Raw genomic sequence first — 20924 nt, 5'->3', positions numbered from 1 at the left:
GTTTGATTCCTAGAATCGCAGTTACACCCGGAGAACCATCCGGTATTGGACCAGATCTAGTACTACACATAGCTCAACAGGCTTGGCCTGTTGAGCTAGTTGTTATAGCCGATCCAAGACTATTACGAGAGCGCGCCAAGTGCTTAGGTTTGGATATAGACTTGCAGCTTTACGATGCGCATAAGCCCGCTAAGGCAAGCACAGCAGGTTCGCTAACCGTGTTGCCGGTTGCTCAAGGAGCACTCAGCGTCCCCGGTCAACTTAATGTTGAAAATGGGCACTATGTTTTAGAGACCTTGAAGCGCGCTAGCGATGGCAATATTAGTGGTGAGTTTGCGGCGGTTGTTACGGGGCCAGTCCACAAAGGCATCATCAACGAAGCCGGCGTATCATTTAGCGGACATACAGAATTTTTTGCTCAACAAGCCAATGTCAACGATGTAGTGATGATGCTAGCAACCGCGGGCTTGCGAGTTGCCTTGGTGACCACCCATCTGCCTTTAGCTTATGTATCTAAAGCCATTACTCCTGAGCGCCTTGAGACAATTATTCGTATTTTAGACTCGGATCTTAAGAGTAAATTTGGAATTGCCGAGCCAAAAATATTCGTTTGTGGCCTTAATCCACACGCTGGCGAAGATGGTCACCTAGGCCGTGAAGAAATTGAAGTGATAGGCCCGGTCTTAGAGCAACTTCGCGAACAAGGTTATCATCTAACAGGACCACTACCTGCCGACACCGTATTTCAAGAAAAGTATTTGGAGCAAGCCGATGCCATACTTGCGATGTACCACGACCAAGGTCTTCCCGTTCTCAAATATAAAGGTTTTGGACAAGCGGTAAACATTACCCTTGGTTTGCCATTTATCCGTACCTCTGTCGACCATGGCACCGCCTTGGACTTAGCAGGAACCAACAAAGCTGACCCTGGCAGTATGCTAACAGCTATCGAACAAGCGATTCAAATGGTGATAAAAGCATGAGTAAACAAGTTCATCAAGGCCACCGTGCACGTAAGCGCTTTGGTCAAAACTTCTTAACTGACGAAGCCGTTATTAGCCAAATAGTCGCCTCCATCAATCCCCAACCGGGTGAAAACCTGGTGGAGATTGGTCCAGGATTAGCCGCCTTAACTGAGCCGGTAGCTCGCATGGCGGGTAAATTGAACGTCGTTGAACTCGATAGAGACCTAGCCGAACGGCTCAGCGTACACCCCACTTTAGGACAATTTCTTGAGGTTCACCAAGGTGATGCTTTAGAGTTTGACTTTTCAACACTAGTTAGGGAAGACAAAGCCCTGCGTGTGTTTGGCAATCTACCGTATAACATTTCAACGCCGCTTATTTTTCATTTGCTGGGTTTTGCAGACAAAGTTCAAGACATGCATTTTATGCTGCAAAAGGAAGTTGTATTGCGCATGAGTGCGCAAGCCAATACTAAAGCTTATGGGCGCTTAACCGTGATGACACAAGTACGTTGCGAAGTGACACCTGTACTTCAGGTACCGCCTGAGTCCTTTACCCCTGCACCAAAAGTTGATTCAGCTGTCGTTCGTTTGGCGCCTTACAGTCAATTGCCCTATGCGATTAACAACCTTGAAACCCTCGATAGGGTCTGTCGCGAAGCCTTTAACCAACGACGTAAGACTATTCGCAATTCATTGCGAAACTTACTTGATGAAGAACAGCTTGAGTCATTAGGTTTAGTATTAACTGCACGTGCTGAGAATCTAAGCATTCAGCAGTTCTGTGATATTGCTAACTATCTTGATGAGCATCAGTTGCTTAAGAGCAGTGATGACAATGGATAACGTGGATGTCGAAGTCAAAATAGATATTCAGGTTGAAACTGGATACCTTGAACAACATTCGGTAGAAGAAGAGCAACAGTACGCGTTCTACTATAGTATCCGCATTGAGAACTTAAGCGATATGCCACTTCAAATCCTGCGGCGTTATTGGTTAATAACCGATGGTGATGGTGATACCAAAGAAGTGGAAGGTGAAGGTGTGATTGGCAAACAACCCCGCTTAGGACCCAATCAGCATTTTGAATACACGAGTAGTGCTGTTATCCCCACAGAAGTTGGTGTGATGCAAGGAAGTTATACCTTAAGCGATGATCAAGGCCAGTTGTATCAAGCCGAGATCCCCGCCTTTCGCCTAGCCAAACCATCGGCGCTTCACTAAGGGGATAGAACATGGCTACTTATTTTGTCGGCGATATCCAAGGCTGCTATCAAGAACTAAGTAGCCTACTTAAAATGGTACGCTTTGACAAAAAGTACGACCAACTTTGGTGTGCGGGTGATCTTGTTGCTCGCGGCCCTCAATCCCTAGAAACGCTACGTTTTATTAAGAGCCTTGGTTCAAGTGCTCAAGTTGTGCTAGGTAATCACGACTTGCATCTACTAGCTATTGCTAATGGTATCAAACGGAATAAGGCGCGAGACCATCTTACGCCTATATTAGAAGCAAGTGACAAAGACGAATTATTAGATTGGTTGCGCTGCCAGGCGCTTGTTAAACAACACCCCGATTTTAATGTTGTCATGGTTCATGCGGGTATAAGCCCACAATGGAGCGTAGATACCGCGATATCAAGAGCCAAAGAAGTAGAAACGATTCTACGCTCAGACCACTACCTGCGTTTATTGCAAAGCATGTATGGCAACGAACCGGCCCATTGGAACAAGCATCTCGAAGGGCTAGACCGCTGGAGATACATCATTAACGCTTGCACCAGAATGCGTTATTGTTTTGCCGATGGCACCTTAGATTTTGAACTAAAAATACCACCCCAGCAAAATGACAATCCCAATCTCAAACCTTGGTATGAAATTGGGGATAAACACCTGCAAAAACAGACTATTGTATTTGGCCATTGGGCAGCCTTGGAAGGACGAACGAGTAAAGACAAAGTAATCGCTACGGATACTGGCTGCGTATGGGGAAATCGACTAAGCATGCTACGCTGGGAAGACCAGCGCTGGTTTAATACGCCCTCTCAATCTCAATATTGAGCATTTTGGTTTCTTTAGCGGCGTTGATACTCAACAAAACTATAGTTATATGCATGTTTTTCATCCGCAAGGTGATTATCTCGCGAGAGCTCTAGCCATTGCTGTTGATCTACGTTCGGAAACCAGGTATCAGCGGGTAAGTTTGCATCAACTTCGGTAATAAACAAAGACTGACAACGCTCAATCGCTTCGCGATAGAGCATACCGCCGCCAATGATGACCGCTTCTTGGCAATCGTTAACCAGTTCGATCGCCTTATCTAAGCTTCCAACGACGGTAACACCCTCAATCTGCAGATTAGTTTGTCGTGAAACCACTAGGTTTAGTCGTCCAGGCAAAGGCCTTCCAATCGACTCATAGGTCAAACGACCCATAATGATAGGCTTCCCTAGGGTTACGGCTTTAAAGTGTCCCAGATCATTAGGTAAGTGCCATAGAAGTTGATTTTTGTAGCCTATCGCCCGCGCTTTATCAATCGCGGCTATCATTGATAATTTCACAACCTAACCTTCATTAAACAATCGGTCTAAACCGATAGATGAGAATTGACGGCAACGCCAAACCAAAGCTTAAAGCCATCAAAATAAAAAGAGTCGCTAATCCATTTTCCAACACCGAAGCCATGACCTCTGCGGAATAACCACCATCATGCAGGGTAAAAACTCCAATGATAGTCTTGAACGCAAAGGTTCCAGGGATCATAGGTATAACTGAAGCTACGGTGAAGACTGGCCGAGGAACCAGATAACGTCGCGACCAGTAAACTCCGATCAATCCAATTGTAACCGAAGCCACTAAACTTGCCCACTCAATAGAAACGCCCGAATGCATAACTAGGGTTCGAAGACTATGAGCGATAGCTCCGCCACAAGCACATAAAACCAACATTCGTTTCGGTACATTGAAAATTAGAGCGAACCCAATTGCAGGAATTGCCGAGAAAAAAGCATCATCGACTAAGCTTAAAAATAATTCCATCACACCCAACCTCTTACACCAGTAAGCGCCATCGCTAAGGCAATGCCAGATGCCGCACCTAAGCAAAGCAAGGTAGCCATTCCCCAACGCGCCATACCGGTATTAACGTGACCTTTCACGAAATCCGAGACTGCATTGATAAGTGGAAAGCCTGGGACCAGTAGTAATACCGAGGCCGCCATAACCAACTCCGGTTGATTTCCTAGATTGAAGCGTACTGCTAAGCTGGATATAAGCGTGGCTACGAAGGCAGTGACGCCAAAATTGAAAATGGGATTATGATGTCGATGCGCGAGCTCTTGTCTCACTATCATGGCGAAAGCTGATGCAATAAAGGTCATTGCGAATACCGTCCAATCACCACCAAATAAGTGGCTAAAACTGGCGCAAGACAATCCCACCATAAATACCACTAACCAACGATTATATTTAAAAGCTGAGATGCGTTCCAAGCGATCCTTAACCAAGTCACAATCTAATAATTGCTTTTCAGCCAATAAAACTATTCGCTGAACTTCGCAGACCACATGCATATTAATACCGCGGTCAAACACTCTCCGGGTCGTTGTAATACAGCGCCCTTGGTATAAGCCAGTGACAATAATCGCATTTGCGGTCAATGCAATCTCAACGCTGTCCAATCCTAAGGCCAAACCTAAGCGACTACTCGTCTGTTCAACCAATTTGCTTTCAGCGCCATGCTGTTGCAGGCGCATACCGGTCTGTACAACCAAGCGAACTATATCCGTTTGTTGTTCGTTGGAAATTATGCGTGGTGAAGGGGTACTCAAATCTGTGTCCTACATAGCAATACTGTGGAAAAAAGAAAGCCTATTGTCGATGCAATCAACAATAGGCTCAATGTTCATAATCAATTTTTTAGCAAAAGATAGCTACGGCTTGTAGATGACTTCTACATCGTAGTCGTCTTCGTTCCAATCTTCGTCATCTTCTTCCCAATCTTCAACCATCTTGGCTTGATGATAGTTATCCCATTGGAATTCGACTTCCTCATCTTCGACTGGTGCAACAAATTCACGAGGCATGGTTTCAAGCAAATTAGAAATGTCGAGACAAATCTTATCTGTGCCTTGTTTATCCAAAGCTGATATTTGATGTACTGGACCTTCCCAACCTAAAGCTTCGATGACCCGTTTTTGTACATCAGCAGCTTCGTCTTCTAGTAATAAATCTTGTTTGTTGAAGACTAACCAACGAGGTTTATCCGCTAGATTTTCGCTATATTTTTCAAGCTCTTTGACTATGGTAACTGCATTTTCAGCAGGATCACTGCCATCGGCTGGCATCATGTCAACCATATGTAGTAACAAACGGCAGCGTTCGAGGTGTTTCAAGAATCGAACCCCAAGACCTGCGCCATCTGCTGCCCCTTCGATCAAACCGGGGATATCTGCAACTACAAAACTTTTATTGGTACTAATTCTGACGACACCCAAGTTAGGAATAAGCGTCGTAAAAGGATAGTCCGCAACTTTTGGTTTAGCCGCTGAAACACTACGAATAAAGGTTGATTTACCAGCATTTGGTAGGCCCAGCATTCCGACATCAGCGAGCAGCAGGAGCTCAAGCTCTAAGCTGCGCACTTCACCAGCGGTTCCGTTGGTTTTCTTGCGCGGTGCTCGGTTGGTACTACTTTTAAAACGAGTATTACCAAGACCATGAAAGCCACCTTTGGCAACCAGAAGCTTTTGACCGTGTTGGGTTAAATCCCCGATCAGCTCCATAGTGTCCTCGTCTCGAGCACGGGTTCCTACAGGAACCTTTAGCAAAATATCTTGCCCACGTGCCCCACTACAATTACCGCTGCGACCATTTTCACCACGCTCGGCTTGATGGAAACGCTCAAAGCGATAGTCGATCAGAGTGTTTAGATTCTCATCAGCAACTAAGTAGACCGTACCGCCATCGCCGCCATCGCCGCCATCAGGTCCGCCTCTTGGTACATATTTTTCACGACGAAAGCTAATACAACCATTGCCACCGTCTCCCGCGTCAACGCGGATCGTAGATTCATCTACAAATTTCATAGTTTCTCCAGAACAGGCTTTACAGGTTCAGTATAGACGCTGCGTATTACCAAGAGGAAAACAAAAAGCCCCGCAAGAGCGGGGCTTTTTAAAGTCGTATCGCTAAACTTACTCAGCAATAATGCTGATATATTTACGGTTCAGACGACCTTTAACTTCAAATTTAACTTTGCCATCGCTCGTAGCAAACAAAGTGTGGTCTTTACCACAACCTACGTTTGTACCAGGGTGGAACTTAGTTCCACGTTGACGTACGAGAATGTTTCCCGCTAGAACTGATTCACCACCAAAGCGCTTAACACCTAGGCGTTTTGCATTTGAATCGCGTCCGTTATTAGTACTACCACCAGCCTTTTTATGTGCCATGAGATCTACCTTCTAAATTAAGCGTTGATGCCAGTAATGCGAACTTCAGTAAACCACTGACGGTGGCCCTGTTGTTTGCGTGAGTGCTTACGACGACGGAACTTCATGATTTTAACTTTATCACCACGTCCATGACTTACTACTTCAGCAGTCACTTTCGAACCATCTACATAAGGTGCGCCAACTTTAATATCTTCGCCATTAGCAACCATTAGAACGTCGTCAAACTCAACAGATGAGCCAGTCTCTACGTCTAATTTCTCTAGGCGAATGGTTTGACCTTCAGCAACACGATGCTGTTTACCGCCGCTTTGAATAACCGCGTACATTTTCAAACTCCATTCACGTCCTTTCTCAGAAAGGCGTTTTAATTCTTAACAATGGAGGCGGATTCTACGGAAAAAGATCATTTGCCGCAAGTGGAAAATTTAAAAAAGTTTAAATTTTCAGCAGGTCTATGCGTACTACGGGCTCTAGCCGGTATTATTACTCAATTGGTGCTGATAGACCGAGATATTTCAGTTACTATGTTGGCACAAAAAATATGATAAAAAACGGTCATGGACATAGAGGCAATTCGAAAACTCTCCGCTGACGATATGACAGCGGTCAACGAACTCATTTATGCTGAACTAGGCTCAGATGTCGCCTTAATCCAGCAAATAGCTATTTACATTGTAAACAGCGGCGGCAAAAGGATCCGTCCGATGTTGACCGTACTTGCAGCGAAGGCTATGAACTCTAGTTGCGATGATCATATAAAGCTCGCAGCGATCATTGAGTTCATCCATACATCAACCTTGCTGCATGATGATGTTGTTGACGAAAGTGCTTTGCGTCGAGGTAGAGATACAGCCAATGCTAAATTTGGCAACGCTGCCAGTGTTTTGGTTGGTGACTTCCTATATTCGCGATCCTTCCAATTAATGACACAACTGCAAAACTTACGCGTCATGGACATTCTTGCAGATGCAACAAACGTCATCGCTGAAGGTGAAGTTTTACAGCTTATCAATTGTAATGACCCTGAAACCGACGAAAAACGCTATTTTGAAGTCATCTACTGCAAAACAGCTAAATTGTTCGAAGCTGCTACCCGCCTTGCTGCAGTGCTCAGTGAGCACCCAGAAGCAATTGAGCAAGCAATGCTGGACTATGGCAAATATCTAGGCACAGCATTCCAAATCATGGACGACGTACTTGACTACTCTGCACAAGCCAGTGATATGGGCAAGAATATGGGGGACGACTTAGCCGAAGGTAAACCGACTCTGCCATTGATCTACGCAATGTCCCAAGCAAACAGTGAGCAGCGATTACTGATAGAACAAGCCATTCGAGACGGAAATGGCTTACAGCACTTAGATGCTATTTTAGAAATACTGAAGTCTACAAAAGCATTAGAGTACTGCCACCAGCGCGCTCAAGAAGAAGCCGACAAAGCTATTCAAGCCTTAAGCATTATTGAAGACAGTGAGTATAAAGATGCGCTTAAGTCTTTAGCCATTATTGCGGCCGATCGCCCCAGCTAACAAAACTGTTGATTTTTACACAAAAAAAGCAGCCTTTATGGCTGCTTTTTGATATCCGTTAATCCCAAACTAATTATGCAAAGGGATTACGTAATATGATTGTTTCGACGCGATCAGGACCGGTAGAAATGATATCGACTGGAACTTCAAGAAGCTCTTCAATACGTGCTATATATGCAAGCGCTGCCTCAGGTAGCTCATCTCTTTGGGTTACACCAAAGGTCGACTGAGTCCAGCCAGGCATGCTTTCATAAACAAGCTCAACATTTTCGTAATCATCAGCCGCTAGCGGAGAAACTCGCAACTCTTCACCATCTTTGGTGATATAAGCAGTCGCAATTTTAATTTCTTCTAAGCCATCGAGTACATCTAGTTTGGTAAGGCACAAGCCCGACAAACTATTGATCTGAACCGCACGGCGCATAGACACTGCATCTAACCAACCACAACGACGTTGACGTCCTGTAGTTGCTCCGAACTCATGACCTTTAGTACCTAAGTGTTCACCAACTGCGTCATCCAATTCCGTTGGGAAAGGACCCGCTCCTACACGTGTTGTATAGGCTTTAGTAATACCAAGCACATAGTCAAGATGACGAGGACCAAAACCACTACCGGTAGCGACGCCTCCCGCAGTTGTGTTTGATGACGTTACGTAAGGGTAAGTACCATGATCAATATCAAGCAGCGTTCCCTGAGCACCCTCAAACATGATGCTGTCACCGCGACGGCGAGCTTGATCAAGTAAGTCAGTTACGTCAGTTTTCATGCTTAATAGTGTTGGTGCCATTTCGCGAACTTGGTCAAGCACTTCCTGATAGTCAACACCCTCAGCATCATAGTAATGCTGCAGTTGGAAGTTATGATATTCCATGACTTCTTTGAGTTTGACTGCAAACTGGTCCATATCTTTAAGGTCGCCGATACGTAAACCGCGTCGTGCAACTTTATCTTCATATGCTGGACCAATACCGCGACCAGTTGTTCCAATTGCTTTCTTGCCACGGGCTTTTTCACGAGCAACATCAAGTGCAACGTGATAAGGCAGAATTAGGGGGCAAGCTTCGCTGAGCACTAAACGCTCTTTAACAGGGACACCGCGATCTTCGAGCATTTGCATTTCTTTGAACAGAGCATCAGGTGCAAGCACCACTCCATTACCAATAACACAAGTGACATTTTCGCGAAGTACACCTGAAGGGATCAGATGAAGAACGGTTTTTTCACCGTCAATGACCAAAGTGTGGCCCGCGTTATGGCCGCCTTGATATCGGACGACATAGGAGGCTTTATCGGTGAGCAAATCAACGATTTTGCCCTTACCCTCGTCTCCCCATTGGGAGCCAAGAATGACTACGTTTTTTCCCATTATTTTTTCTAAGTCTCAGTTAAAACGCGATGATAACAAAAAATCATCACTTTTGGCAGTATGTTATAGCGAAGCAAATAGCTTAGGTCAAAACTTAATCGACATTAGTAACAAAAAAGCTAAACCAACTAAGGCCATGCCCACTTGTCTGATTTGTTGCGCTGGTACTTTGGTAAGCGCTAAAATCATGTTTTTCCAACGTTTTGGAAATAACAAAGGTCCAAAACCTTCGAGCAAACATAACAATGCTAATGCTATAACGACGCTATCTTTCATGTGTACTCACCATAAAAAAGCCCAGCAAATTGCTGGGCTAGATAAGTGCTTTAGTTACCAGAACTTTGTTTCATGAACTGGAAGAACTCACTATCAGGTTCAATAACCATGACATCGTTTCCATTTCCAAAGCTTCTTTCATATGCGGTTAAACTACGCCAGAATTTGAAAAACTCTTGATCTTTATTAAACGCATTCGCATAGATTCTTGCAGCTGTTGCATCACCTTCACCTCGAACTTCTCGAGCGTGTTTATCAGCATCAGCCAACATCACTGAGATTTTACGATCGACATTAGCTCGTAAAATTGTCGCCTGCTCTTGACCTTGAGAGCGGTGCTCTTTTGCCACAGCTAAACGCTCCGCACGCATCCGTTGGTAGATACTATTGCTGATTTCTTCAGGTAGGTTGATTTGCTTAATCCGAACATCAAGAACTTCAATACCAATTTCAGACGAGCGAGCGCTGCGTTTTAAAGCTTCTTCCATCACTTCGCCACGTGAACCAGATACGATATCGCTAATTGTGCGCGAACCAATCTCGCTACGCAGTCCGTTGTTGATTTTACGCTTTAACAAGGACTCAGCTTGTAGGAAATTACCACCAGTTGAGAGATAAAAACGTGAGAAGTCTTCGATACGCCACTTCACATAGGTATCAATGATTAAGTCTTTTTTCTCTGAAGTAACAAAGCGGTCAGCTTGTCCGTCAAGTGTTTGTAAACGGGCATCTAGGACTTTAATTGTATCAATAAATGGTACTTTAAAGTTGATGCCTGGCTCGTAGACTCGAGTTAAGGTATCAGCAGTACGTACCACTTTACCGAACTGTATCCGGATCCCGCGCTCGCCTTCTTCAATAACAAAGACTGAAGAATACAGAACAAGAACAGCCAGAATAACCGCAAATATTGATAGTTGTTTCATGGCTTAGTTTCTCCCCGAAAATCGGTCAGTATCGCGCGAACTAGTAGAAGAACTACGAGTACTATTCGAACTATCTTGACTCGGCACGACAGGAGTCACATTTGGATCTTCATAGCTTGCACTTGAATTCGAACTTGTGTTTTGTCCCATCAACTTATCAATCGGCAAGTAGAGTAAATTGCCATTATTTTTAGCGTCGATAAGAACCTTATTCGAATTACCATAAACTTTTTCCATGGTTTCAAGGTACATACGATCACGAGTGACTTCAGGTGCTAATTCATACTCAGGTAATAATTGCTCAAACTGAGCTATATCACCTTGAGCACGCAGAACAACTTGCTCACGATAACCTTCAGACTCTTGTGCAACTCGTTGCACTTGACCACGGGCGGCAGGTTCAACTGAACGCGCATAAGCTTCGGCTTCACGAATAAAGCGTTGTTCATCTTCTTGAGCAGCAATCGCGTCATCAAAAGCATCTTTTACTTCTTCAGGTGGACGTGCTGGCAAGAAGTTAACATCGATCACTTGAATACCCATATCGTAAGGTTCAATGATTTCTTCTAACAAAGCCCATGTATCTTGACGAACAATCTCACGACCAGTCGTTAGAATATCATCCATGCGCGTATGGCCTACTACATAACGCAAAGCACTGTCAGTCGCTTGGCTCAAGCTATCGTCGGCATTCGTTACGTTAAACAGGTATTTTTCAGGAGCTACAATTCGATATTGCACATCCATTTCAACTCGGACTACGTTTTCGTCTTCAGTCAACATAAATCCAGCAGCTGGCAGTGAGCGAATGGTTTCAACATCGACAGGTGTTACGTCCTGAACGAAAGTTGCTTTCCAATTCAAACCTGGATCAACACTATCGGTATATTGGCCAAATGTTTTCTTCACGCCGCGTTCAGCTTCCTCAATGGTATAAAACCCACTGATAACCCAAACCACGAGCAACAAAGCTGCGATAAGTCCTACACCTGCACCAGTGAAACCCGCTGATCCGCCACTATTAGAAGAGCCCTTACGACCTCCACCAAACAGACCACCGATTTTCTTGTTCAGTTTATTTAACGCTTCATCTAAATCAGGTGGACCCTGATTCTTTTTATTGTTGCCCCAAGGGTCGCGATTGCCGTCCCCTTTATTACCAGGCTCATTCCAGGCCATTTGTGTCTCCACAGGTGCTTTGATGGTTTAATCTTGATGAACAAGCATACATGATTCAATCGCCTCGTGGTTGTGCTTAACTAAACGAGACCATTCAATTTGAGGGATGCGAATTGAAACCTGCCAATTCCCTTGCTCATCGAGATCCTCAGTTGTCACGCACTCAAGCTGGTATAGCTGACTACGTAAACGTCCTTCTGTAGGTGGTATCATAAGTGTTTGTTCGAGCATTTGCCCGGCCAATAACTCTGATATCGCCTGTATTAGTAATTCTGTGCCTTCGCCTTGCTGTGCCGAAAGCCAAACACTGACCGGAAACCCTTGTTGATCACGTTCGATACGGGCGTTTTTCTCTGGACAGTTATCAATTTTATTATATACCAGCAACTTCGGGAGCTCACCGGAATCAATTTCGTCAAGAACGATGTCAACTTGCTCAACATTCTCGTGCATGCGTTCATCTGAACAATCAATCACATGCAGTAATAAGTCTGCTTCTTGTGTCTCTTGCAAAGTTGCTTTAAACGCAGCAACTAAGTCATGCGGTAGGTGCCGAATAAAACCTACGGTATCGGCAAGAATCGCAGGACCGACTTCTTCTAGAGAAATTTTGCGCAAGGTTGGGTCAAGAGTAGCAAATAGCTGATCTGCCGCATAGACCTTGGCGTCAGTAATACGGTTAAACAAAGTCGATTTACCCGCATTGGTATACCCTACCAAAGATACCGTTGGTATTTCTGCACGCTTTCTAGCCCTTCGGCCTTGTTCTCGTTGCTTAGACACCTTACTAAGACGCGCCATAATGGTTTTGATACGCGCCCGCAGTAAGCGTCGATCAGTTTCCAATTGCGTTTCACCTGGTCCACGTAGACCAATACCGCCTTTTTGCCGTTCAAGGTGAGTCCAGCCGCGTATTAGACGAGTTGACATATGCTTTAGCTGCGCCAATTCAACCTGAAGTTTACCCTCATGGGTGCGGGCTCGTTGCGCAAAGATATCTAAAATAAGTGTGGTTCTGTCTAAAACCCGACATTCGCAAACGGCTTCTAGGTTGCGTTCCTGAGCTGGCGATAAGGCGTGGTTAAAAATAACCACATCGGCCTTTTGGCTTTTAACCATTTGCTCAATTTCTTCGGTTTTACCTGAGCCTACGAAAAATTTAGGGTGAGGTGACTTACGACTACCACTTACAGTAGCAACGGCTTTCACTCCCGCAGACTCGACGAGCATTTTCAACTCTTCAAGATCTTCGCGCTCGTCTTCACTGGTAAAGTTAACATGCACTAAAACTGCACGTTCACCTGCTTCATAGCGATCAAACAAGTGCTAACACCTCTCGATTTCGAACCACTTTCGAATTACTCGTCATCGTCACCGTCATTTGCATTGGGTTGATGATGAGTGACTGCTCGCGCGGGTACAACAGTAGAAATGGCATGTTTGTAAACCATTTGACTAACCGTGTTTTTAAGTAGAATTACAAATTGGTCAAATGACTCAACTTGTCCTTGTAATTTAATGCCGTTCACCAAATAGATGGAAACTGGAATACGCTCTCGGCGCAGCGCATTCAAAAATGGGTCTTGTAGTGATTGTCCCTTAGCCATGGGATTTTCCTTATTATGTATTGTTATATGAGCCCATATCAGCTTTAACCACTGACATGGGAAAATCGCGCAACTTTTGACTATCGAACCCGATTCAAAAGGTTCAAGACAGGCCAAGAATAATTATATACCAGTAACTTGAGGCCATATAGAGCAGTTTTCAAGTTTTACTATTGAGGAAATTAACGAATTCTTAGTTTAAAGCGTCTAAAACGAGTTTTATATTTTGAGATTGCTTCGGAATTAAGCGCTGAGCATTTGGCCAAGAACGCAACCACGTTCGTTGTTTTTTGGCTAATTGCCGGGTTGCAACAATGGCTCTAAAACGCATTTCGTCGAAGCTCAATTCTCCACTAAGATACAGCCACATCTGGCGATACCCAACACAGCGCATGGAAGGTAAAGACAAATCTAAATCAGCGCGAGCCATTAAGGCTTTCACTTCCTGCTCGAAGCCCTGAGACAACATGTCATCAAAACGAATTTCAATGCGTTGATTGAGAGTTTCTCGATCATTATCAAGCAGCGCAAATTGACTAAAGTTGTAGCCGAGATCGTCGGCTTTCAAAGATTGGTAGTAACTCAAGGTTTTACCGCTGATACGCCAAACCTCGATTGCTCGCGCCAAACGCTGCGGATCATTGGGATGAATACGTGCAGCCGCTATGGGATCAAACTCCGCTAGTTGTCGATGAAGCTCCTGCCAACCGAGCAAGGCCCCTTGCGCTTCAATTTCAGCACGAATACTCGCATCACTACTGGGAAGTGGTGATATCCCATCAACCAAGGCCTTAAAATAGAGCATGCTCCCACCGACTAGCAGTGGTGTATTGCCACGGCCATGCGCCCTATCAATTAGCGCTATCGCATCCTGCCTAAAATCTGCTGCAGAATAGCTTTGAGATGGGTCGCGAATATCGATTAAGGCGTGAGGCGCTTTTTTTAGCTCTGCAGTATTTGGCTTGGCAGTGCCAATATCCATTTCTCGATAAATTAGGGCTGAATCGACGCTAATCAGTTCAAAGCCACGCTGCGCATACAACTGCATTGCAAGCTCAGTTTTTCCGGAGCCGGTCGGCCCCATCAAGCACAGAACTTGTTTATTCATAAAGCTTGCCTCAAGCGGTCATCTAAGGCTAAGTGAGTTGCCGATAAATCGATATCTATAGAGCAACTTGGTAAGTGTCTCTCAAGCGATTGTTCGTTCTGACTGAGCCAGAGCTGTAACTGTGATGGGCTGACTATTCGCGGAGCAAACTGCATATCTACAAGCTGCGCTACAATTTGAACTTTGGATATGGAACCGTGTTGCTGACTCAAATAGTCCAAACAATGACCCGTAACTTGTGCCATATCGAGTTGTCGAAGTACTTTAGGTACATGCGTAATCGCTAAATAGGACTTTGACTGAACTTGATAACATAAACCAAGATCGTTAAGTACTTGTTGGAATTGCTGAGCGCTGTTTAGCGCAGCGGATTCTAGTGAGATCCGCAACGGTAGCAGTAAGGCTTGTCGCTCAGGCTCTCTTTTCGACAAACTTTGTACGCAGCTTAGCGCCCACAGTTTTGACCAATCCACTAGCTTTGGTAACGATTGATGCCGCAGGCTTAGAATAAACCGAGTCTCACTAACAACAGTTAGGCTATCCCAAATTTGAGAACTAGACAGCGGCTCTGCATCTACGCTTTCGCCGAGATTACTAGCGGCGTCTTTTTGAAATTGATCAGCTTGCTTGAGCCAATCGGTATAAGCGGCCTGACGTTTAGGATCCGGTTTTTCAGGCCCTTTCACAAAGCTAGGCGTATTGTTCTTTGAGCTTTTGGCATCAACGTTCGACGATGAGCTATCCGTTGGCTGTGGTTCATAGTGGTGGTAAGGCTTAGGATCGGCGAGCTTTGTTTCAACATTGGGTGCTTTTAAGTACTCGCCTTGGCTATCATTTGCCTGTTTAGATTCAATTTGATCTTGCGATGAATATTGCGCTGTTTTGGGCACACTCTGCTCTAAGGCTGAGGCTAATACCCGTTCAATGTAGTCATGTACGAGACGATTTTGATGAAACCTCACCTCATGTTTGGCCGGATGAACGTTGACATCCACTTGGTCAAAAGGTAGATCCAGAAACAAGGCAAAACAAGGATGCCCCTCGTAATTGATATAAGGTTGATAGCTCTGGCGCAATGCGTGCTGAATTAAGCGATCGCGAACGACTCTGCCATTGACATAGAAATACTGCTGGTCACTATTATTTTTTAATAGCGATGGATGTCCTAACCAGCCATGTAACCGAAGTTGGTCATGCTTATTTTCTATATATACACTTTGGGTAAGAAATTCTTGTCCAAATACTTTGGCAACTCTTTGGTGGCGCTGCTCCGGCGTATTTGCAATTGCATATTGACGATGGACTTTACCATTGTGCTTAATACTAATTGCAACATCAAAGCGACTCAAAACGATGCGTTTCATCAACTCATCGATGTGTGAGAACTCGGTTTTTTCGGCGCGTAAGAATTTTCGCCTAGCCGGTGTATTATAGAATAGATCCATCACTTCAACGGAACTGCCAAAGGGATGCGCACACGGGCTAATTTCAACCGCCATGTCTCTGCCGCGGGCGCGAGCTTGCCACGCTTGTTCTTGTTCAAGAGGTCGAGAGCTGAAACTTAGACGCGCAACCGAGCTAATACTCGCTAGTGCTTCGCCGCGAAAGCCCAATGTGGCAATTTGGCATAACTGGTCAAAGTCCTGCAATTTACTGGTCGCATGACGACTCAAGGCCAAACTAAGTTGGTCCTTACTAACTCCTCGACCATTGTCTCGCACCAATATGCGTTTACAACCGCCTTTGTCCAGCTCCAACTCTATTTTAGTCGCACCAGCATCCAGACTATTCTCAACTAGTTCTTTTACCACCGACGATGGTCGCTCTACCACTTCACCTGCGGCAATTTGGTTGGCGAGCTGAGGACTCAGAGTTTGAATTAACATTAGCTACTCGGGATCGTCAAATCTTGCCCAACTCGAATGGTATCTGTTTTCAGTTGATTGACTTTTTTGATGTTTGCTACGCTTACCCCGTAGTTTGTCGCAATACGAGACAGGGACTCACCACTTTTCACTTTGTGCTTACGGCCACCGAAGCGCTGAGCATATAGGGTTCCATCGGGTGGATTACGCGAATAGTGTTCTTTGATACCAGCAACAACAGCTTTGGCTATTCGTTCCTGATGATTACCCGAACCCAGTAACTTTTCTTCTTTGTGATTAGTAATAAATCCAGCTTCCACCAAAATTGAAGGAATATCTGGTGATTTCAATACCGCCAGACTGGCGTATGCTGGCTGGCTTTTGTGCAAGCTTGTAACTTTGGAGATTTCACCCAGCACCGATTTCGCAACCGAATAACCGGTGTTTTTAGCATGTTCCATCGACATGTCTAACAACATATAATTCAAATTTGAATCATTGTCGGTTGTATCTATAACGTCACCTGCCCCACCTAATAGTTCAGATTGTTCTTCGTGGCGCTCAAGCCAGCGACCAATTTCGGTATCAGCTCGTCGATTAGAAAGCACCCAGACAGATGCACCTTTAGGCTTTGAAGAGGTAAAACCGTCCGCATGTATTGAGACCAAAAAGTCAGCCTTACCTTCTCGTGCTATTTGTGAACGACGGTTTAAGTCGACGTAGTAATCGCCTTTGCGGATTAGCACCCCTTTAAGCCCGGGCTCTGCATCCAATAAGCGCACGACTCGTTTTGAGATGGCTAACGTTATGTTTTTTTCATAACTGCGTTTAGGCCCTATGGCGCCAGGATCATCGCCGCCATGTCCTGCATCGATCGCAATAACGATATCGCGGGTTCCAGTGAGCTCTTGCTGATGCTTAACTTGCGTGGCGCGCTGTTGTTCTTGCTTAATTTCAGCTTGGCCTGCAGTGTCAGGTAGATCTATCACCAAACGATGCCCGTAATCCCCCGTTGGTGATAAAGCAAACACGGTTGGCGTGGTTGCCCTAGAAAGCTCAATCACCAAACGCGTATCCCCTTTTGCTTTTGGGGTGCTGTGGCGAACTTTTGTGACCAAATTACCTTGCATCACAACTTGCTCAAGCTTTGCTGAAGTGGTCGTACTGCGTAAATCGATCACAAGTCGGTCGGGTGAGCGAAGCATGAATTTATCAAATTCAACGTTATTGGATAAATCCAATACCAAGCGAGTATTTTCGGGCCCAGCCCAAACTCGGACACCACTAATATCAGATTGAGCCCAGACATTTAGGCTAAACAACACTGCCGAAATAACTACGAAACAACGTTTAAACATCTAGTTTGCTCATCTTGCTTAGAATTTCCTTTCCAACATCGGTATTTGCCCATATTTCTAGGCGTCGTTGTTCTTCCACATAAATTAGCTCAATTTCAAGATCGGCGGTGGGAAGGATCCCTTGCCCGCGTTCAGGCCACTCTACGATATTAAGCTGTTGTTCCCCAAAATAATCCCTTATACCGATAAATTCCAACTCTTCAGGATCAGCTAAGCGATAGAGGTCGAAATGATTTACTTGCCAATTGGAGAGCTGATACGGTTCCACCAAGGTATAGGTAGGACTCTTTACGTGACCAACATGCCCTTTACCTTGCACAATCCCGCGAGTTAATGTCGTTTTACCGCTGCCTAGATCTCCATGTAGGTATATCGTACAAGCTCGTTGACATACACTGGCAATAATCTTACCGAAAGCGACGGTTTCATCCGCATCTTTCAAAAAATATTCTGTTCTCATTCCATCCACTTGTTATTGATTATTTGCCGAACACTAGAACGCTAAGGATTTACTAATTTTCGAATATGCGGCATCAGATCAGATGCCAACATGCCCCGCTCACCCTCTTTAGCTGCTTCATCAGCTGCGCGCCCATGAATCGACACCCCTAAACAAGCTGCAGGGAACAAGGGTAGCGACTGCGCTAAAAGAGCTCCTATAATACCCGACAATACGTCGCCCATGCCACCACTAGCCATACCCGGGTTGCCAACTTTCACGACATAAACCAAATTGTCCTCTCCAGCAATCACCGTGCCGGCACCTTTTAATACACAAACACCACCGAATCTTTTCTGAATATTTCGAGCAGCAGTGATTCTATCATCTTCGATATCCGCAACCGAGCAGCCTAGCAAACGGGATGCTTCGCCAGGATGCGGCGTTAGTATCCAATCACTGCGCCAACGAGGCATATTAACCAGTAGATTTAAACCATCGGCATCTACGAGTAAGGGCTTTTCACTTTCTAAACACTGTTTAAACAATTGCGAGCCCCATGCTTCTTGGCCGAGCCCAGGACCAATAACGTTCACAGAGGCCCTCTCTAGTTGCTTGGCTAACAGCGGATCATCGGCTTTTACGCCATCGACCATTAATTCCGGACGATGAGAGAGTAAAGAACGTTGATGTTCATTACGGGTCAGCAGATTAACTAAGCCAGCTCCAGAACGCAGGCAAGCTTCGCCCGCGAGTCGAATAGCCCCAGGCATGCCTAAATCACCACCGATAACAGCAACTCGACCAAATTCCCCCTTGTGACTTAATTTTGAGCGGGGCTTAAGATAGTCTGCAAATTCATGCTCTGTCAGACGCTTAACTGTTGCTTTATTATTGGTTTCAAATTGTTGATCAACGCCCAAGCCTGCAAAAACCAATTCCCCGGTAAATTCTGGTGCTTGCCCGGTAAGCAGTCCTTGTTTGAGCGCAATGAAAGTAATAGTTGCGGTTGCCTTTACTGTTGCCCCCAAGCTTCTCCCCGTGGAACAACACAAACCTGATGGGGCATCAATGGCAAAAACTGGTACTTCAGTGCGATTAACCCGCTCGATTAGCTCTTTTACAGCGTCGCGCAATTCACCACTTAGGCCAGTGCCAAGTAAACCATCAACGATAAGATCAACACTCCAATCAGCCCACTGAGCTAGTTCAAGCTCGCCGCCATCAGCCAACCAGGCTTGCTCCGCTAACAATGCTGGACCTTGTCGTTCATGCTTAGAGTCCACTTGCACAACTTGCACCTGCATACCAGCTTGTTTGGCTAATCGGGCGATCACAAATGCATCTCCGCCATTATTTCCATTGCCAGCCAAAACGAGGATGTTTTGGGCACGAGGCCATTGCTCTTGTAAAAATTCGAAGCTAGCACTACCCGCGCGCTCCATCAACTGCGCCGTCGTGATTCCAAGCGCGCTTGCTAGCTGCTCTTCTTGCTGGCGTAATTGTTCTGCTCGCCATAAGCTTTGTGGTAATCTCTTAGAAAATTGTGATGTTGAAAGCGACATGAATCACCTATCTAGTATTGACTTAAACGACCTGTCTCAACATATCAAGCAATGGGGCAAAGAGCTAGGTTTTCAAAAAGTAGGGATCTGCGATACGCAGCTTGAGAACCAGCAGCCCGCATACCAAGATTGGCTTGATAAGGACTATCATGGCGAGCTTGACTACATGCAGCGCAATACTGAAAAACGTTATCACCCCGATCAATTACACGAACAAACTCAGCGAATCATATCCGTGCGCATGGACTACTTGCCTAAAGACGCGCAATTTGCTGCAAACCTGGCTCAAACTGACAAAGCTTATATTAGTCGTTATGCCTTAGGCCGCGACTATCACAAGCTTATGCGTCAGCGTCTAAAGCAACTGTCGCAGAAGATTGAAGACTATTGCTCAGAGAAATTAATGCAACGACCTTTTGTTGATTCAGCCCCCGTTCTAGAGCGTCCAATAGCTGAGAAAGCAGGTATCGGTTGGACCGGTAAGCACACCTTAGTACTCAATGAGGAAGCCGGTTCATTGTTTTTTCTAGGCGAACTGTTTACTTGCCTGCCCCTACCTGTCGATAAGCCCATTGAGAATCAATGCGGGGAATGTGTCGCTTGCATCACCATTTGTCCAACTCAGGCCATTGTTGCACCTTATCAATTAGACGCGCGGCGTTGTATTTCCTATTTAACCATAGAGTACGCAGGCATCATCCCTGTCGAGCTGCGCTCAAAAATGGGAAACCGGATTTATGGTTGCGACGATTGTCAATTAGCCTGCCCTTGGAATCGTTTTGCCCAATTAAGCCAAGAAGAAGACTTCCAGCGGCGGGATGTGATAGAGAATAGTTCGTTAATTCATTTGTTCAGCTGGAGTGAAGAACAATTTTTAGAGCGCTTTGCGGGTTCAGCAATTCGACGAATTGGGCATCAGCAGTGGTTGCGAAACATTGCGGTGGCCCTAGGTAATGCGCCTTACTCGCTTGAAGTGATAGCCAACTTAGAAGCCCATTTGCCACTTGCAGAACCAGTGCTCGCTGAGCACATTGCATGGGCAATTGAGCAACAAATTGCTCGCGATCCGGATTTAAGTAATAACAATCGTAAAACTGAGCGCTTAATTCGCATCATCGAAAAGGGAATGCCACGCGACGCATAAGCAATTAAAGACACAATCGTTTTATGTTTGGCGTTTCACTAATTATTTGAGAAAGAAGTACAATAGAATTGAACATTTGGAGCGGCACATCGGGTTCGAACCGATGACCTCGACCTTGGCAAGGTCGCGCTCTACCAACTGC

At 45.3% G+C, this 20924-nt stretch carries 23 protein-coding genes; 6 read left to right on the top strand and 17 right to left on the bottom strand.

Annotated features, from left to right (window positions below):
- The first annotated feature begins 2 nt into the window (after positions 1-2).
- Genes pdxA through DBZ36_RS17990 form a run of 4 tightly spaced genes read left to right on the top strand, consistent with a single transcriptional unit; the run spans position 3 to position 3022 of the window.
- Entirely contained in the window at positions 3-983 is a 981-nt protein-coding gene (gene pdxA, locus DBZ36_RS18005; RefSeq protein WP_199711921.1) for a 4-hydroxythreonine-4-phosphate dehydrogenase PdxA, read from the top strand.
- Positions 980-1810, top strand: a complete 831-nt coding sequence (gene rsmA / locus DBZ36_RS18000; RefSeq protein WP_120356350.1) for a 16S rRNA (adenine(1518)-N(6)/adenine(1519)-N(6))-dimethyltransferase RsmA — start codon at positions 980-982, stop codon at positions 1808-1810. The genes pdxA and rsmA overlap by 4 nt, the downstream gene beginning before the upstream one ends.
- On the top strand, positions 1797-2189 hold the full coding sequence (gene apaG, locus DBZ36_RS17995) for a Co2+/Mg2+ efflux protein ApaG (RefSeq protein WP_199711918.1): 393 nt from the start codon (positions 1797-1799) through the stop codon (positions 2187-2189). Before rsmA ends, apaG begins: the two co-directional genes overlap by 14 nt.
- 11 nt (positions 2190-2200) lie before the next feature.
- A complete protein-coding gene (locus DBZ36_RS17990; protein ID WP_120356349.1) occupies positions 2201-3022 on the top strand; it encodes a symmetrical bis(5'-nucleosyl)-tetraphosphatase in 822 nt (273 codons plus the stop codon).
- Between the two features lie 14 nt (positions 3023-3036).
- On the opposite strand, the gene DBZ36_RS17985 is transcribed toward DBZ36_RS17990, so the two are convergent.
- The 6 genes from DBZ36_RS17985 to rplU form a co-directional block, all read right to left on the bottom strand.
- Entirely contained in the window at positions 3037-3522 is a 486-nt protein-coding gene (locus tag DBZ36_RS17985) for a dihydrofolate reductase (RefSeq protein ID WP_120356348.1), read from the bottom strand.
- A gap of 13 nt (positions 3523-3535) precedes the next feature.
- Positions 3536-4000: a threonine/serine exporter family protein gene (locus tag DBZ36_RS17980; RefSeq protein WP_120356347.1), complete on the bottom strand. Its 465-nt coding sequence runs from the start codon at positions 3998-4000 to the stop codon at positions 3536-3538.
- The gene (locus DBZ36_RS17975) at positions 4000-4791 is read right to left on the bottom strand and encodes a threonine/serine exporter family protein (RefSeq protein WP_120356346.1); all 792 of its coding nucleotides are present in this window, start codon (positions 4789-4791) and stop codon (positions 4000-4002) included. Before DBZ36_RS17975 ends, DBZ36_RS17980 begins: the two co-directional genes overlap by 1 nt.
- A gap of 102 nt (positions 4792-4893) precedes the next feature.
- Positions 4894-6048 carry an Obg family GTPase CgtA gene (gene cgtA, locus DBZ36_RS17970; protein ID WP_120356345.1) on the bottom strand — a complete coding sequence of 385 codons (1155 nt, stop codon included), beginning with the start codon at positions 6046-6048 and terminating at the stop codon, positions 4894-4896.
- Between the two features lie 108 nt (positions 6049-6156).
- Positions 6157-6414 (bottom strand): 50S ribosomal protein L27, encoded by a 258-nt coding sequence (gene rpmA / locus DBZ36_RS17965; protein WP_120356344.1) that lies wholly within the window; start codon positions 6412-6414, stop codon positions 6157-6159.
- Positions 6415-6431: 17 nt separating this feature from the next.
- A complete protein-coding gene (gene rplU / locus DBZ36_RS17960; RefSeq protein WP_120356343.1) occupies positions 6432-6743 on the bottom strand; it encodes a 50S ribosomal protein L21 in 312 nt (103 codons plus the stop codon).
- Positions 6744-6974: 231 nt separating this feature from the next.
- Between rplU and ispB the strand changes: the two genes are divergently transcribed.
- Positions 6975-7946: an octaprenyl diphosphate synthase gene (gene ispB, locus DBZ36_RS17955; RefSeq protein ID WP_120356342.1), complete on the top strand. Its 972-nt coding sequence runs from the start codon at positions 6975-6977 to the stop codon at positions 7944-7946.
- Positions 7947-8019: 73 nt separating this feature from the next.
- Here the strand turns inward: ispB and DBZ36_RS17950 are convergent, their stop codons facing one another.
- The 11 genes from DBZ36_RS17950 to DBZ36_RS17900 form a co-directional block, all read right to left on the bottom strand.
- Positions 8020-9315: an adenylosuccinate synthase gene (locus tag DBZ36_RS17950; RefSeq protein WP_120356341.1), complete on the bottom strand. Its 1296-nt coding sequence runs from the start codon at positions 9313-9315 to the stop codon at positions 8020-8022.
- Positions 9316-9402: 87 nt separating this feature from the next.
- The gene (locus tag DBZ36_RS17945) at positions 9403-9591 is read right to left on the bottom strand and encodes a DUF2065 domain-containing protein (RefSeq protein ID WP_120356340.1); all 189 of its coding nucleotides are present in this window, start codon (positions 9589-9591) and stop codon (positions 9403-9405) included.
- Between the two features lie 50 nt (positions 9592-9641).
- Positions 9642-10517: a protease modulator HflC gene (gene hflC / locus DBZ36_RS17940; protein ID WP_120356339.1), complete on the bottom strand. Its 876-nt coding sequence runs from the start codon at positions 10515-10517 to the stop codon at positions 9642-9644.
- Between the two features lie 3 nt (positions 10518-10520).
- Positions 10521-11696, bottom strand: a complete 1176-nt coding sequence (gene hflK, locus DBZ36_RS17935) for an FtsH protease activity modulator HflK (protein ID WP_120356338.1) — start codon at positions 11694-11696, stop codon at positions 10521-10523.
- Positions 11697-11723: 27 nt separating this feature from the next.
- Positions 11724-13019: a ribosome rescue GTPase HflX gene (gene hflX / locus DBZ36_RS17930; RefSeq protein ID WP_120356337.1), complete on the bottom strand. Its 1296-nt coding sequence runs from the start codon at positions 13017-13019 to the stop codon at positions 11724-11726.
- Between the two features lie 35 nt (positions 13020-13054).
- Entirely contained in the window at positions 13055-13303 is a 249-nt protein-coding gene (hfq, locus tag DBZ36_RS17925; protein ID WP_120356336.1) for an RNA chaperone Hfq, read from the bottom strand.
- 193 nt (positions 13304-13496) lie between these two features.
- Positions 13497-14411: a tRNA (adenosine(37)-N6)-dimethylallyltransferase MiaA gene (gene miaA / locus DBZ36_RS17920; protein WP_120356335.1), complete on the bottom strand. Its 915-nt coding sequence runs from the start codon at positions 14409-14411 to the stop codon at positions 13497-13499.
- Positions 14408-16297, bottom strand: coding sequence for a DNA mismatch repair endonuclease MutL (gene mutL / locus DBZ36_RS20545; protein WP_158589143.1), 1890 nt, complete (start codon positions 16295-16297; stop codon positions 14408-14410). Before mutL ends, miaA begins: the two co-directional genes overlap by 4 nt.
- Complete coding sequence (locus DBZ36_RS17910; RefSeq protein ID WP_120356334.1) at positions 16297-17634, bottom strand: N-acetylmuramoyl-L-alanine amidase; 1338 nt, start codon at positions 17632-17634, stop codon at positions 16297-16299. Before DBZ36_RS17910 ends, mutL begins: the two co-directional genes overlap by 1 nt.
- Positions 17627-18094: a tRNA (adenosine(37)-N6)-threonylcarbamoyltransferase complex ATPase subunit type 1 TsaE gene (gene tsaE / locus DBZ36_RS17905; protein ID WP_120356333.1), complete on the bottom strand. Its 468-nt coding sequence runs from the start codon at positions 18092-18094 to the stop codon at positions 17627-17629. The genes DBZ36_RS17910 and tsaE overlap by 8 nt, the downstream gene beginning before the upstream one ends.
- 41 nt (positions 18095-18135) lie before the next feature.
- Positions 18136-19638 (bottom strand): NAD(P)H-hydrate dehydratase, encoded by a 1503-nt coding sequence (locus tag DBZ36_RS17900; RefSeq protein ID WP_120356332.1) that lies wholly within the window; start codon positions 19636-19638, stop codon positions 18136-18138.
- Here DBZ36_RS17900 and queG point away from each other — a divergent pair.
- Positions 19637-20782: a tRNA epoxyqueuosine(34) reductase QueG gene (gene queG, locus DBZ36_RS17895; protein ID WP_199711917.1), complete on the top strand. Its 1146-nt coding sequence runs from the start codon at positions 19637-19639 to the stop codon at positions 20780-20782. The genes DBZ36_RS17900 and queG overlap by 2 nt on opposite strands.
- The last annotated feature ends 142 nt before the right edge of the window (positions 20783-20924 follow it).

This window comes from Alginatibacterium sediminis, assembly GCF_003610775.1.
Lineage (GTDB): Bacteria > Pseudomonadota > Gammaproteobacteria > Enterobacterales > Celerinatantimonadaceae > Alginatibacterium > Alginatibacterium sediminis.
The sequence above is the reverse complement of the archived record's forward strand: the minus strand, read 5'-3'. Positions and strand labels throughout refer to the sequence as shown.

What these genes read in the sequence shown, in the direction of transcription:
- rsmA (WP_120356350.1), top strand. Translation starts at nt 980, where the DNA reads ATGAGTAAACAAGTTCATCAAGGCCACCGTGCACGTAAGCGCTTTGGT.
- apaG (WP_199711918.1), top strand. Translation starts at nt 1,797, where the DNA reads ATGACAATGGATAACGTGGATGTCGAAGTCAAAATAGATATTCAGGTT.
- miaA (WP_120356335.1), bottom strand. Translation starts at nt 14,411, where the DNA reads ATGAATAAACAAGTTCTGTGCTTGATGGGGCCGACCGGCTCCGGAAAA.
- DBZ36_RS17980 (WP_120356347.1), bottom strand. Translation starts at nt 4,000, where the DNA reads ATGGAATTATTTTTAAGCTTAGTCGATGATGCTTTTTTCTCGGCAATT.
- cgtA (WP_120356345.1), bottom strand. Translation starts at nt 6,048, where the DNA reads ATGAAATTTGTAGATGAATCTACGATCCGCGTTGACGCGGGAGACGGT.
- ispB (WP_120356342.1), top strand. Translation starts at nt 6,975, where the DNA reads ATGGACATAGAGGCAATTCGAAAACTCTCCGCTGACGATATGACAGCG.
- DBZ36_RS17900 (WP_120356332.1), bottom strand. Translation starts at nt 19,638, where the DNA reads ATGTCGCTTTCAACATCACAATTTTCTAAGAGATTACCACAAAGCTTA.
- rpmA (WP_120356344.1), bottom strand. Translation starts at nt 6,414, where the DNA reads ATGGCACATAAAAAGGCTGGTGGTAGTACTAATAACGGACGCGATTCA.
- DBZ36_RS17910 (WP_120356334.1), bottom strand. Translation starts at nt 17,634, where the DNA reads ATGTTTAAACGTTGTTTCGTAGTTATTTCGGCAGTGTTGTTTAGCCTA.
- DBZ36_RS17950 (WP_120356341.1), bottom strand. Translation starts at nt 9,315, where the DNA reads ATGGGAAAAAACGTAGTCATTCTTGGCTCCCAATGGGGAGACGAGGGT.
- rplU (WP_120356343.1), bottom strand. Translation starts at nt 6,743, where the DNA reads ATGTACGCGGTTATTCAAAGCGGCGGTAAACAGCATCGTGTTGCTGAA.
- tsaE (WP_120356333.1), bottom strand. Translation starts at nt 18,094, where the DNA reads ATGAGAACAGAATATTTTTTGAAAGATGCGGATGAAACCGTCGCTTTC.
- hflK (WP_120356338.1), bottom strand. Translation starts at nt 11,696, where the DNA reads ATGGCCTGGAATGAGCCTGGTAATAAAGGGGACGGCAATCGCGACCCT.
- mutL (WP_158589143.1), bottom strand. Translation starts at nt 16,297, where the DNA reads ATGTTAATTCAAACTCTGAGTCCTCAGCTCGCCAACCAAATTGCCGCA.
- DBZ36_RS17990 (WP_120356349.1), top strand. Translation starts at nt 2,201, where the DNA reads ATGGCTACTTATTTTGTCGGCGATATCCAAGGCTGCTATCAAGAACTA.
- queG (WP_199711917.1), top strand. Translation starts at nt 19,637, where the DNA reads ATGAATCACCTATCTAGTATTGACTTAAACGACCTGTCTCAACATATC.
- hfq (WP_120356336.1), bottom strand. Translation starts at nt 13,303, where the DNA reads ATGGCTAAGGGACAATCACTACAAGACCCATTTTTGAATGCGCTGCGC.
- DBZ36_RS17945 (WP_120356340.1), bottom strand. Translation starts at nt 9,591, where the DNA reads ATGAAAGATAGCGTCGTTATAGCATTAGCATTGTTATGTTTGCTCGAA.
- hflC (WP_120356339.1), bottom strand. Translation starts at nt 10,517, where the DNA reads ATGAAACAACTATCAATATTTGCGGTTATTCTGGCTGTTCTTGTTCTG.